Origin of the sequence: Synechococcus sp. W55.1 (assembly GCF_047461655.1) — a bacterium.
In the GTDB taxonomy this organism is placed as follows: Bacteria; Cyanobacteriota; Cyanobacteriia; order Thermostichales; family Thermostichaceae; genus Thermostichus.
This window is the reverse complement of sequence record NZ_JANSHN010000002.1, coordinates 56,692-69,990: the sequence shown is the minus strand read 5'-3', so window position 1 is coordinate 69,990 and position 13,299 is coordinate 56,692. Positions and strand designations below refer to the sequence as shown.

Here is a 13,299-nt window from a genome sequence, read left to right as displayed (position 1 = left end):
ATCGACTGGATGCCTTCCAAGGGGTTGAGGGTTGCCATCGGCACTTTCTACCCCCCTCTGGCGGCTGCTTAGCTTACTCTTCCCACTTCTCCTCACCTTACCAAACAACATGCAGAACCGCTCTCAACTTGTGGCTATCGGTCGCAGGGGAAGTTTTTGGATCCAAAGGTACGTTTGGCGAGAACAGGTCATTTTGCCAATGGCCGGATTTGCCCTGCTACTGGCAATTTGGTGGGTTGTCGCTCTTTTTCGCAGTGAGTTGGTGCCCACTCCGCCACAAGCCTTTGTTGACAATCTCGACTACATTCTTCATCCATTTTATCGGCGTGGGCCGGGCGATTTGGGCGTTGGCTGGCTCTTATTGGCGAGTTTGCGGCGAGTTTTGATTGGCTTTTTGCTGGGCGCAGTGGTGGCCATTCCTATGGGGTTTTGGATTGGAATGTCGCCATCGGCAATGGCGATGTTTAACCCAATTGTCCAGATTTTGAGGCCGGTTTCTCCGCTAGCCTGGCTGCCCATTGCCCTGTCTATTTTTAATTCGGCGGATCCCGCAGCCATTTTCGTGATATTCATCACCTCTCTGTGGCCAACTCTCATCAATACGGCCTTGGGGGTGGCCAGTGTGCCTCAGGACTATCTGGATGTGGCGCTGGTGCTGGAGATGCCCCGTTGGCGACGGATCCTCAAGATCATCTGGCCTGCCGCCCTACCCTACATCTTTACGGGCTTGCGCATCAGCTTGGGTATTGCTTGGTTGGTCATTGTGGCTGTCGAAATGCTGACCGGCGGCATTGGCATTGGATTTTTTGTCTGGGATGAATGGAACCGTCTCAATTTGAGCGCGGTGTTCCTGTCGGTGTTGCTGATTGGAGCAACGGGGCTGGTGCTGGATCTGGCTTTGCGACGAATTCAAACCTGGGTGACCCACCGACCGGCAACCCAGACCTAAAGCCGGGTGATTTTCTCTTTTTCGGTTCTTCTTGATGTCAATAATGAGCTTCGCTCTTAGAAATTTTCAGACCTAGATCAGTTTGTTTGTCAGATCTGCACATTGCTCCATCTCTGCTACGCGACGCTTGCCTGACCAGACTTATCCATCGGAGGGTTTTTCATGAAAGTTCTGGCCGAAGGTGGTGCAAAACTGTATTTCCGCCGAAAAGTCTTGCAGGGCTTGGGGGCTGTGGGGGCCGGGATCCTAGCGGCCAAAGGATACAGAGCCGTGGAGGCTGCCGATATCGAGCCGGTGGTGGATCCTGGATCCCTGGAAAAACCCAATTTAACGGTGGGCTATGTGCCGGTCAACGATTGTGCGCCCTTTGCCGTGGCCTATGAGAAAGGTTTCTTTCGCAAATATGGGTTGAATGTGCGCTTGAGCCGCGAGTCCAGTTGGGCCAACTCTCGCGATGGGGTGATCTTCGGACGCTTGGACGCCTCACCGGTGGTGGCGGGAGCAGTGACCAATGCCCGCCTAGGGGCAGAAGGGGCGCGGCGGGTTCCCCTGTGTGCGGCCATGACCATTCATCGCCATGGCAACGCCATGACCATGAACCGCGCCATGTGGGACTACGGCTTACGACCTTGGTATGAATACGACGGCGATCTGGAGTTCTTCGGACGGGATTTTCGTGGGTATTTCCAGAGCTTGCCCGTCGAGCGGCGACTGTGGGCAACAGTGCTCAGTTCCGCCATCTACGAGTACTTCATTCGCTATCTGGCAGGGGCAGCCGGGATCGATCCCATGGCCGAGTTCCGCATCATTATCATTCCCCCGCCACAGATGGTGACTCATATCCGCATTGGATCCATGCAAGCTTACATGGTGGCAGAGCCGTGGAATACCCGTGCCATTGCGGGCAATGAGGGAGTGGGGTTCACCTTCGCCCACGGCAAAGAGATCTGGCGTGGACATCCCGACCGAGTATTGGCGGTGATGGAGAGCTTTATCGAGGAGAACCCCCGCACCTACCGCTCGTTGGTGATGGCGATGATCGAAGCCTGTCGGTATTGCGATGACCACCGGGAGGAGGTGGCGGAGTTGATTTCGGCCCGCGCCTACACAGGTGCTCCCCTGCGCTACACCAGACCTGCCATTGTGGGGAACTACAACTATGGCGGCTTTGATGGGCAAGACCGGACTCGCCAGATGCCAGACAGTACCTTGTTTTTTCGGATGCCTGAGGATCTACCTCACCCAGAGCATGATCACTCCACGTTTCTGTGGCAATCTCAGGGACTCTGGCTGGTCACTCAAGCGGCCCGTTGGAACCAAATCGCCGAGATCCCTGCTGATGTGGAGGAGCAGATCCGGCGAGCATGGCGCACCGATCTGTATCGGGAGATCGCCGCTGAAATGGGGATCCCTTGCCCTGCTGAGGATTTTAAGGTGGAGCCAGAGGAGGTATTTATCGATGGCAAAGCCTTTGATCCCGGCGATCCCGTGGGTTACCTCAATAGCTTCGAAATCCGCGCCAATCGTCCTTTACAGTTTTTTCCGGGGATACGCACTACAGCTTATGGAGGCCGATCCTGATGTCTAACAAACCCCATTCTCGATAAAGCCACAAAACAGCTTAGGGGATAAGCTCTGCAAGCATCATTTGCCAAGCCTTTTTCACAAAACCCAGCCTTTAACCTATGAATGTTTCCTGTAATTTTCTACCACCGGAGATTTTGCCATGAGAGGCCAGCAGTTATTATCATTTTCTCTTTTTTACGATCGACTTTGCAACAGCCAAAAGATAAGTCAACTCAATCGAATCCAAATCTTTATCCACCTCAATCTTTTCCGGCTGCCCGTTTCTTGCAATGGGGATCTATTGGAAAAGCTATATCTTGTTCAGACCCGTGGCTTACTTGTCAATGTTGATTGATCGATCAGGAGAGGTTTTTCATGGATTACCCAGTTTCTGCTACTCAGGGCTTAAGTCTCCAAACCAAATCAGATACTTTCTTAGATATCCGAGGGGTGGTGAAAACTTATCGGAATCCGCGTGGGCAGGATTTGGTGGTGCTCGATGGCATTGATCTCACCGTAGGTGAAACTGAATATGTCTCGATTGTTGGACATTCCGGCTGCGGTAAATCCACCTTGCTCAAACTGGTGGCAGGGCTAGAGCAACCAACGGAGGGATCCCTGACCCTAGAGGGCAAGCCGATTCGCAAGCCGGGAGCCGAGCGGATGATGGTATTTCAACAATATTCATTGTTGCCGTGGCTAACGGTGCGGGACAACATTCAGCTTGCGGTGGATGAGGTGCTCAAAACCAAATCCCGTCAAGAGCGGCGGCAGATCACCGAAGAGCACATCCGCTTGGTTCATCTGGAGGCGGCTGCCGACAAATATCCCGATCAAATTTCTGGGGGGATGAAACAGCGGGTAGGAATTGCTCGGGCTTTAGCAATTCGGCCAAAGTTATTGCTCATGGATGAGCCATTTGGAGCTTTGGATGCCCTCACTCGACGCCGACTTCAGGAAGAGGTTTTGGGTATTTGGGAAACACACCGCCAGGCTGTTATCATGATTACCCACGATGTCGATGAGGCCGTCTATATGTCAGACAGAATTGTTTTGATGAGCAATGGCCCCAAGGCCCGGATTGCCGAGATTTTAAATGTCAACCTGCCGCGTCCACGCCCCAGTCGTCATGATTTGCGCGAGATGAAAACCTATCACGAACTGAGGAATCACGCCTTGGATTTCTTGGAAAGATCTTACAAGTCATAGCCTGAAAGTGACAGCCCAACCAACGGGCTCACTTTTATGGTTACAAGTTAGGTTGAGACACTTCCCGACTGCTCTGCGCCGCTTCCGCAACCACCCCCGGCCCAAGGAAGAGAAAAGCTGGGAAGCAAGGCAACGGGACAGTTTCACTCTTGACTTGAAGTGACTATAGGTCTGAGAAGTGCTCCTCAACCCCTATTCTCGCAGCCAACGGGTGGTGCCATCTTTTTGATCGATGAGGGTGATGCCGAAGGCTTTCAACTGATCCCGAATGCGATCGGCTTCGGCAAAGTTTTTGGCCTTGCGGGCTGCCGAGCGCTGCGCGATCAGCTCCTCGATTTTTTTAAAGTTAAGTTCCCCATTTGTAGCTGCTTCTTTGGATCCCTCGAATTCAGAGAATGAGGGCCAACAGAATCCCAAAGTAGCCAAAATCTCCAGCAAGGCAGCGCTTTTTTGTTTGAGGGCCTGGGGCTCCAGATGGGTTTGGCCTTGATGGGTGAACAGGTTGTGTTCGCGGGTGAGTTCTTTGGCCAATTCAAAGGCGATAGCCAGCGCTTCAGGGGTGCCAAAATCATCGTCCATGGCAGCTTGGAAGGTTTGCATTGCCTCAGCATCAGGGGATCCCTTTTCTCCTTTGCAGAATTGCTGGGCACAGTGGATCCCTTTCTGGAGGGTTTCCCAGCCACGGCTGGCTGCCTGCATGGCTGCCTCGGTGAGGTCAATCGGGCTGCGGTAGTGGGTCTGCAACAGGAACAGCCGCAAGGCCATGGGGTGATAGACGGCGAGGGCCTGTCGCAGGGTGGTGAAGTTGCCCAAAGATTTGGACATTTTCTCGCCGTTGATGTTGAGAAAGCCGTTGTGCATCCAGTACTTGGCCATCGGCTTGCCGGTGATCGGCTCCGATTGGGCCAGCTCATTTTCGTGGTGGGGGAAAATCAAATCTGCCCCGCCGGCGTGAATGTCGATGTGATCTCCCAGGGTCTCCCGCACCATGGCGGAACATTCGATGTGCCAGCCCGGTCGCCCCCAACCCCAAGGGGAGGCAAACCCCGGCTCAGAAGGGGGGGCCGCTTTCCAAAGGGCAAAGTCGAAGGGATCCTGTTTCTCAGCTCCTTCTTCTCCTACCCGGCCACTGGCTCCCGCCTCCATCTCCTCCAGTTTTCGACCGGATAGCTGGCCGTAATCCGGGAATTTGCGGACAGAGTAGTAAACAGAGTACTGAATAGAGGTGGGGGTCTCCGGCTTGTGCCCGGTTTGCCGGAGGGAAGACGGGTCGGTCTGGTGTCGAATGGGATCCCGTACCCGGTAGGCAAAGCCTTTGAGCTCCAAAGATTGGATCAACTGGAACATGGCTTGCAGCGATTGGGTTGCCCTGGGGTAGAGATCGGCCCGCTTGATGTTCAGGCAATCCATATCTCGGAAATACTCGGCGATGAAGCGTTCCGCCACCGCTTGCATGGATTCGCCACGTTCCAACGCCCGCTTGAGGATCTTGTCGTCCACATCGGTAAAATTCTGCACATACTTCACTCGGTAGCCGCGCCACTCCAAGTAGCGACGCACCATGTCCCAAACCACGTAGGTACGCGCATGGCCGAGGTGGCAGAGGTCGTAAACCGTTACACCACAGACATACATCCGCACCAGGGGCTTCTCCCCCGCAACCGGAGCTGCAGATCCCTGGGAATCGCCGGTGGAAACGGATTGAGATCCACCTGCTGCCAGCGGCTGAAACACTTCCTTGCGGCGAGTCAATGTGTTATAGACAACCAAATCCATGGGTATCCCTAGTTTGTAGTTTCAGCTACAGCAAAACAGGCTTTGTCTTCCAAAAAAAGACGATGGCGCACTTTGTCTTGAATCGGATGAGGCTCGACAAAATCTCAACGAGCCAAGGGCTGGAACCATTGTGAGGCAAGCATTTTGGCTGAAATTATCTGCCAAGACTTGTCTAGATTTGTTAACTACGGTACTCTAACCTGAGTGCGAGTCAGCCTGTTCATTAGCGAACTCCACTCCGGCTTGAGTCACCCCAGGGGTGCTCGGTGCCAAGGGGCTTGTGCCCCTCATTTTGACATCTTCTTCTCTTGCACTCTAGTGTCAGCCTGTTGGTGTGAGGATGCCTTTAAAACCCACTTTCCCAAGTCCCCAAAAGGGGGAGCCGGATTTCCGCGGTGCTGCCGTGAGCACCCTTTTCCCCCCACCCCCAAAGGGCTCGGCAGGGATCCCTTCAGAACAGTCCTGGACTTCTGCGGATTCATCTGCCGAGGAAGCCTATCTTCTGGAGTGGGCTCCAGCCCCTCTCTCTGGGCGGTCGAAGCCAAGATGGGTTGGTTTGGCCCTCTCTCTCAGCTTAACGGGCCTGGTATGGCTTCTGAAGCTGGAGGCGGATCCCTGCGCAGAAGCTGGGGAAGAGCAGCTGCCGGCCACCCCCAGGTGCCCAACCGAGCCTGAGACAGCCCATCCAGAGCCGGGGGATTCTGCTCCTGCGCGTCGGGGATATCCGGCTTGGGCCACTGGTCTTTTGCTGATGCTGGGCTTGGCCGGAGTCGCTACCCTACAGCAGCGACAGTTGAATCGCCCCCTGTCTCCGGCGGTAGAGCCGATCCCACCCTCTGTGCATACGCTATCTGGCGCTCTGCAGCAAAACTACGAGCGGAAAAAGGAGCAGCTGCGCCAAGCCTTCGCAGAAGGGCGAATCCCGACAGGAGAAGGGCCCAGAGGCATTCTGGAGCATGAAATTCAGCCGGGGGAAACCCTCTGGCAACTGACCCAGATGTATCAGCTCGACGCGGCTGCCATCACCGTCTCCAATGGTATTCAGGCCAGTACTGAGCTGAAGCCGGGGCAAGTTCTCCTCATCCCCAGCCAGCCGGGATTGATCTACACCGTCAAGCAGGGAGACACACTGGAGGACATTGCCAACCGCTACCGAGTTCCCCAGCAGCGGATTATCGAAGCGACTCCTCTGGATCGCCCGGAATATCTGCGCATTGGCCAACGCCTGCTCATCCCCGGCGATGTGGGCGAGTTGATCCAGCGTCAGAAGGAGATGATCGCTGCCCAGAAAGCTCGCGAAGAGGAAGAGCGCCGCCAGCAAGAGGAGGAAGCCCAACGCCAAGCCGAAGCCCAAGCTCGATTACAGGCGGAGCAGCAACGCCGGGCCCAGCAAATGGAACAAGAACGGCAGGCCCTCTTGGCCGGTGGATCCCTGACCCACACAGTTGGAGCCGGTGACACCATCGAACGGATCGCCGCCCGCTATGGGGTAACTCAGCGATCCATTATTCAAGCCAACAACTTGCGCAATCCCCACTGGCTGCGCATTGGCCAACGCCTTACGATTCCGGCGCCGGGTACGCAGCCCACCCCAGCTCCCGCCCGACAGGCTCCGCCAGCGCCCCCTCCAGCCCCTCCCCAGGTTCGCAGCAGTGGGTTTGTCTGGCCGGTCTCCGGGCAAATCACCTCTGGCTTTGGCTACCGTCGCGGTCGCCTTCATGCAGGGGTAGATATTCCTGGCCCCGTGGGATCCCCCATTGTAGCCGTTCAGGAGGGAGTGGTGATCTTCGCGGGGAATGCTGGGGATGGCTACGGCAATCGAGTGGACATTCGCCATCCCAACGGAATTGTTACTCGCTATGCCCACGGCCATCAGATTTACGTTTCCACAGGCCAGTACGTGCAGCAGGGGCAGACAATCATGAGCCGCGGCAGCACTGGCTGGAGCACAGGGCCGCATCTGCACTTTGAAGTCCGCCCCGGCGGGGGCGCGCCTGTGGATCCCCGGCCCTATCTGCCCTGATCCTGTCCCAAAGCGAGACTACACAGAACAGCCAGCCTGGCCATAAATTGCTAGCCTAAAGACAGCAAACTCCAGACCGTAGGAACACGCCGATGCAGTGGGTGAACGCGCTCTCCCAGCTCCCTTCCCTAGAAGCGGCTCTGCGGCAGGTGGTGGAGGAAGCCAAGGCCAAGCTTCAGGCGGCCCAGCTGAAAAGTGCCTTGAGTCGGCAGGTGCAGACGGTGGGATCCGGCAGCTTGCCGGGGCTGCTGACAGGGTATGTTCCCTCTCAGCCTCTGCGGCCCAACCTGGGGGTTTTGTTTGTGTCGGCGGCCTTTGCCAGCGAATACATCCGGGTGTTGCCATTGCTGTCGGGGCTGCTGGAGGTGGACGTTTTGATCGGCTGCTCCGGGGGTGGCATTGTGGGTGGCGGGCATGAAATTGAGGATGGCCCGGCTCTCTCCTTGTCTTTGGCGGTCATGCCGGAGGTGGTGCTGCATCCTTTTCATCTGCGGGGGAACCAATTGCCAGACTTGGATGCGGCTCCTTCTGCCTGGGTCGATTGTGTTGGGGTTTCGCCGCAGAGCAAGCCTCATTTTCTGCTCTTGGCCGATGGATTTTCCTCTGGCATCTCAGAGTTGCTGCAGGGGTTGGATTTCGCCTATCCGGGATCAGTCAAAGTGGGGGGATTGGCCAGTGGGGGCCGCGGCCCTCGGGGCAATGCTCTGTTTTTGCTGGATGCGCGTACCCTCACACCTCGGCGGGAGCTGTATCGAGAGGGCACAGTGGGGCTAGCGCTCTACGGCAATGTGGTGCTGGATGCAGTGGTGGCCCAGGGGTGTCGCCCCATTGGGGATCCCTTGCGGGTGACGGAAGCAGAGGGGAATGTGATTCTTGGCTTGGAGGGTCGCCCTCCTCTAGCGGTTTTGCAGGACTTGGCAGAGCGGCTCAGTCCCGTGGATCAGCGATTGGCCCGCCACTCTCTCTTCATCGGCCTGCTGATGGATGAGTTCAAGTCGGAGCCGACGCCGGGAGATTTCCTCATTCGCGTAATCTTGGGCGTTGATCCGCGCGTGGGGGCGCTGGCCATCGGGGATCAGGTGCGCCCTGGCCAGACGGTGCAATTTCATCTGCGGGATGCCCAGACTTCGGCAGAAGATCTGCGTTGGGCCCTCAGCCGCTATTGTGCCGAGCGCAACTTGAGGCAAAGCCCCTCTCAACCGAGGCCGGAGCCTTGTGGGGCGTTGATGTTCTCCTGTTTGGGGCGAGGCAAGGGCCTGTACGGCACTCCCGATTTTGACTCGCAACGGTTTCGGGAATTGCTTGGAGAGCTGCCCTTGGGGGGGTTCTTTTGCAATGGTGAGATCGGCCCCGTTGGGGGATCCACCTTTTTACACGGCTACACTTCCTGCTTCGGGATCTTCCGGCCCGCCCACTAGAGGGGGGATCCCTTGCCCTAAGAGCCGGCAAAATTAGATAAACTGAGGATCTGCTGTCAACAGCTTGGTCAAGGGTTTCTCATGCAGCTTCATCTTAGCGAGCCGCCACTCACTCAAGGGGAATGTGCCCTGGTCTATTGCTTTGCCGCTTCCGGCGGGAATGGCCGCTTTCCTCTGCCCCCTGAGATCGCCTCTTGGGATGAAAAGGCGTGGTCAGGGCTGGTGGCGGAAACCGTTCAGGAGCAGGGGTTTCAGGGGAAGCCGAATAGCAGTGTTGCCCTGCGCCTGACAGGAGAGATCCGCAAACTGGTGTTGGTGGGGCTAGGGGATCCCGCGGCCCTAACGCTAGAAGCCCTACGACGGGCCACAGCCAACGGCCTGCGCCAGGCTCACAGCTTAAAAGCCAAGCAGGTGATGCTGTCTTTGCCGGAGACGGGGTTGGATCGGGTGCGTGGGGTTCAGGCGGTGGCCGAAGCCTGCCTACTGGTGGCGCACCGGGACAATCGGTTTAAATCTTCAGCCAAAGGGGAAGAGGAAAACAGCTTTTCTGTGCAGGAAGTAACTCTCTTGGTGCCGGGGTTGGCCCAGGCTCGCCCCGATTACGAAGTCGCGCTGCAGCGGGCCATTGAGATGGCGGCAGGAACCATCTTGGCTCGGGAATTGGTGGCTGCCCCCGCCAACATTGTTACTCCTCTTGCCCTGGCCGATACCGCCCGCCAACTGGCCCAGGAATATGGCCTAGAGGTGGAGATTCTGGGACAGGAAGAATGCGAAGCTCTGGGGATGGGGGCTTTTTTGGGTGTGGCCAAAGCCTCTGATCTGCCGCCCCAGTTTATCCACCTCACCTACAAGCCGGCACAAGGGAATCCCGTCACCAAATTGGCCCTGGTGGGCAAGGGGCTGACCTTTGATTCCGGTGGGCTGAACATCAAAACCGACTCCCGCAGCATCGCCATGATGAAAACCGACATGGGGGGAGCAGCGGCAGTTTTGGGAGCTGCACGGGCCCTAGCCGCCCTCAAGCCGCAAGTGGAGCTGCACTTCATCGTCGCTGCCACGGAAAACATGATCAGCGGCCATGCCATCCACCCAGGGGATATCCTCACCGCTTCTAACCAGAAGACCATTGAGGTCAACAACACCGATGCAGAAGGCCGCCTCACCTTGGCAGATGCCCTGGTGTTTGCGGAAAAGCTGGGCGTTGATGCCATCCTCGATCTGGCTACCCTGACCGGTGCTTGTGTGATTGCTCTGGGGGAAGAAATTGCCGGCTTGTTCACCCCAGATGAGACGCTGGCCCAGGAGCTACAGCAGGCTGCCAATCTTTCCGGCGAAAAAATCTGGCGCCTGCCGCTGGAGGAAGGCTACTTCGAGGGTCTCAGCTCCATTGTGGCCGACATGAAAAACACTGGTCCCCGCTCAGGGGGATCCATCACCGCTGCCCTGTTCCTGAAGCAGTTTGTGGAGAAAACCCCTTGGGCCCACCTGGATATAGCAGGCCCCGTTTGGACAGAGAAGGATGCAGGCTACAACAACAAAGGGGCCACCGGTTATGGGGTGCGCACCCTGGTGGAGTGGGTCTTGGCGCGGCAAGCCGCAGCAGCTTGCTCATAACCCCGCCTTTCTGGACGTTGGTCCTTGAAAAAGCATCTACTGAGGGAGGAGCCAAGGGCTGCTTGGCTGGAGCTGTCCGCTCCCTAAAATAGGCTTAAAAAAGAGTCTAGGTATTGAGTAGCACTTTGCAAGGCTTCCCCTCAGGGAATAGGATCCCCGCATCAAAGTAGCTGGCACAAGGCCCCCTGCGCCGGATCCTCCCATGAAAGACCTTTACCGCGAGCTGGAATTACAGCCCAATGCAAATCTAGAAGAAATTAAAGAGAGCTACAGGCGGCTTGCCAAAGAATACCATCCCGATAAACTTCACCCAGATACACCTGTTAAGGGGCGGCAGTACATTGAGGAAAAGTTTAAGTCTATTCAGGAAGCATACTCGGTCCTGAGTGATCCTGTGAAGCGAAAAGCCTATGACTCCCAAAGGCTTTCCCAGACTTCGCCCACAAAAGGGAGCGGGTATGACCAAGACTTAAAAGCAGAACGCGGTTACAGCACACAAGATGGCAAACCTTGGCCCTTTGACTTCGACTAGATAAAGGAAGCTGCAGAAGAGATAGAACGTCGTAAGAAAAACATCGAGGCCAACTATAACCAAAGAGTAGAGCAAGTTAAGTCTGAGTTAAGGAGAAACTTGATCTCTATCGGAATAAAACAAGAGGAAGCTAAAATTGATCATACCTTTGCCACCAAAAGTGACACTATACTGGGTGCCCTCTCGCTTTTAGTCCTGAGCTTGTTCATTGGTGCCTTAAGTAGCTCAATCGGGCTTGTGCTCTTTCTAATCTCAGTTATTAGTCTTTTTATGGCCATTTTTGATAAAGGATATAGCAAGTCGCAAGTTGAGAGCGCTAAGAAGCTACAGGAAGAGGCAAAATCAGTAATAGCCCAGATAGAGAAAGATAGGAACTCGAAGCTTTCCCAGCTTGAGCTTCACTGTAGAAGTAGGATCGATCATTTTAAAGCTGTCCCTATCGAATCTATATCCCCATTTTATAAGTGGGCTGAGTGGGGAGGATCAGCTATTTTTGCTAACTGCAATGAAGGAAAAGGCAGATGCTAAAAGCCTAGAAGAAAACTTGAAGATAGCGGCTGGAGTTGCTGTGGGTATTGGCATACTAGCCGCCTTATTTGGGCTGGGAGGTGGATTTCACCCATTCTGAATCTCAAGAAGAGGCAAAACACTGCTTCATCTCCTGCAGCACCTGGGCATCTTGAGAGGCCGTTCTCGCGCCCGCTTGAGCAGCCCAGCACTTAAGACTCTCGATTTGGTCGCGGGCAATCGAGGCCAAAGGCACGGTTTCGCGGATGGCCTGCAGGATATCCTCTTGGGTAAAGTCCCGCCGAGTGCTGCTGCCACTGCCCCCAAAGGCGTTGTACATGGCATCTACGATAGCTTGCTCGATCTCGGCCCCGCTGAAGTCCTGAGCTGTGGCTGCCAAGGCTTCCAGGTCGAACTCCCGCAGGCGGCTGGGGCGCAACCGCTGCAAATGCACCCGGAAGATCTCTTTGCGCTCAGCGTGGGTGGGCAGGTTCAAGAAGAAAATCTCGTCAAAGCGGCCCTTGCGCAACAGCTCTGGCGGCAGCAGCGGCACGTTGTTGGCAGTGGCCACAATGAAAACGGGGCTGGTCTTCTCCTGCATCCAGGTAATCAGGCTGCCAAACACCCGGCGGCTGGTACCAGAATCTCCATCGGCACTGCTGGTGATGTTGCCAAAGGCTTTGTCGATCTCGTCGATCCAAAGCACGCAGGGGGCCATCGCCTCTGCCAGTTGGATCATCTGCCGCACCCGGCTTTCCGACTCGCCGACGATGCCGGCAAACAGCCGCCCGGCATCCAATCTCAGCAGGGGCAGCCGCCACTCATTGGCGATGGTCTTGGCGGAGAGGGATTTGCCGGTGCCCTGGATCCCGACCAGCAGCACGCCTTTGGGGTTGGGCAGGCCATAGCGCCGCGCCTCTTCGGTAAAGGCTTCCTGGCGCACCCGCACCCAGGCCTTGAGGTTATCCAGGCCCCCCACGCTTTTGAGGGTCTCGCGGGCGGTGAAAAACTCCAGGATGCCGGTTTGGCGGATGGCCTGCTTTTTTTCCTCTAGCACCAGGTCGATATCGGCTTCATTGACCTCCTGCTTGGCGGCCAAAGCGCGGGCCAAAACGCGGCGAATACGTTCTCGGCTCAGCCCTTGACAGGCTTTGACCAGTTGCTCGCGGGCCAGAGGGGTGAGCTTGAGTTTATCTGGGGCCACGTAGAGCTGGATGAGGCGGCTGATCTCTTCGCTGTTGGGCAAGGGAATATCGACGACGGTGACCTCCTCTGCCAGGTCGCTGGGCACTTCCAGGGTGTGGCTGAGCAGGATCAGCATCTTGCGGGTGCGCTTGAGCTCGCGGCTGAGGTTTTTCAGCTCCCGGATGATGGGAGCGTTTTTGTCGCTGGTGGCGTTGCGCAACACAAAGTGCAGATCCCGCAGCACAAACAGGGTGTCCTCGTTGGGGGCAGAGCGCCACACCCGCCCCAGAGCTGCCATGATGGAGCCCCGATCCTCGCCTGTATCTTGCCAGCCCCGCACCAAGTCCCAGAACAACAATTGCCGCGGTGGGTCTGTCCGTCTGGCTACTTGGGTTAGCACGGCATCGGCAGGCTCTTCTTCTGGAGAGACCAAGTAAACCAGGGGGTAGCGGGCCCGGATCATCAAATCCAGCTCTGTCACCAGCCCTGCTTGCAGCTCCGCCGGGATCTCGACCAGGGC

General features: G+C 56.4%; 10 protein-coding genes. 8 read left to right on the top strand and 2 right to left on the bottom strand.

The features are described 5' to 3' along the window. Positions 1-199 precede the first annotated feature (199 nt). The 3 genes from ntrB to NW816_RS01530 all read left to right on the top strand — a co-directional run bounded on the left by ntrB (position 200) and on the right by NW816_RS01530 (position 3,724). Complete coding sequence (ntrB, locus tag NW816_RS01540) at positions 200-949, top strand: nitrate ABC transporter permease (protein WP_414373765.1); 750 nt, start codon at positions 200-202, stop codon at positions 947-949. A gap of 162 nt (positions 950-1,111) precedes the next feature. After that, a complete protein-coding gene (locus tag NW816_RS01535) occupies positions 1,112-2,530 on the top strand; it encodes a CmpA/NrtA family ABC transporter substrate-binding protein (protein ID WP_414356818.1) in 1,419 nt (472 codons plus the stop codon). A 360-nt stretch (positions 2,531-2,890) separates the two neighbouring features. Beyond that, positions 2,891-3,724 (top strand): ABC transporter ATP-binding protein, encoded by an 834-nt coding sequence (locus NW816_RS01530; RefSeq protein WP_414356827.1) that lies wholly within the window; start codon positions 2,891-2,893, stop codon positions 3,722-3,724. 192 nt (positions 3,725-3,916) lie between these two features. Here NW816_RS01530 and cysS read toward each other — a convergent pair whose 3' ends face one another. Beyond that, complete coding sequence (gene cysS / locus NW816_RS01525; protein WP_414408001.1) at positions 3,917-5,500, bottom strand: cysteine--tRNA ligase; 1,584 nt, start codon at positions 5,498-5,500, stop codon at positions 3,917-3,919. Between the two features lie 556 nt (positions 5,501-6,056). Between cysS and NW816_RS01520 the strand changes: the two genes are divergently transcribed. From NW816_RS01520 to NW816_RS01500, 5 genes are all read left to right on the top strand, one after another. After that, entirely contained in the window at positions 6,057-7,523 is a 1,467-nt protein-coding gene (locus NW816_RS01520; RefSeq protein ID WP_414408000.1) for a LysM peptidoglycan-binding domain-containing protein, read from the top strand. Between the two features lie 92 nt (positions 7,524-7,615). Further along, entirely contained in the window at positions 7,616-8,941 is a 1,326-nt protein-coding gene (locus tag NW816_RS01515) for an FIST N-terminal domain-containing protein (RefSeq protein ID WP_011433416.1), read from the top strand. An 81-nt stretch (positions 8,942-9,022) separates the two neighbouring features. Beyond that, the gene (locus tag NW816_RS01510) at positions 9,023-10,555 is read left to right on the top strand and encodes a leucyl aminopeptidase (protein ID WP_414407999.1); all 1,533 of its coding nucleotides are present in this window, start codon (positions 9,023-9,025) and stop codon (positions 10,553-10,555) included. 202 nt (positions 10,556-10,757) lie between these two features. Beyond that, positions 10,758-11,087, top strand: a complete 330-nt coding sequence (locus NW816_RS01505; RefSeq protein WP_414407998.1) for a DnaJ domain-containing protein — start codon at positions 10,758-10,760, stop codon at positions 11,085-11,087. A 99-nt stretch (positions 11,088-11,186) separates the two neighbouring features. Beyond that, positions 11,187-11,615 carry a hypothetical protein gene (locus tag NW816_RS01500; protein WP_414407997.1) on the top strand — a complete coding sequence of 143 codons (429 nt, stop codon included), beginning with the start codon at positions 11,187-11,189 and terminating at the stop codon, positions 11,613-11,615. Positions 11,616-11,718: 103 nt separating this feature from the next. Here the strand turns inward: NW816_RS01500 and NW816_RS01495 are convergent, their stop codons facing one another. Further along, a complete protein-coding gene (locus NW816_RS01495; protein WP_414408083.1) occupies positions 11,719-13,242 on the bottom strand; it encodes an AAA family ATPase in 1,524 nt (507 codons plus the stop codon). Positions 13,243-13,299 lie beyond the last annotated feature (57 nt).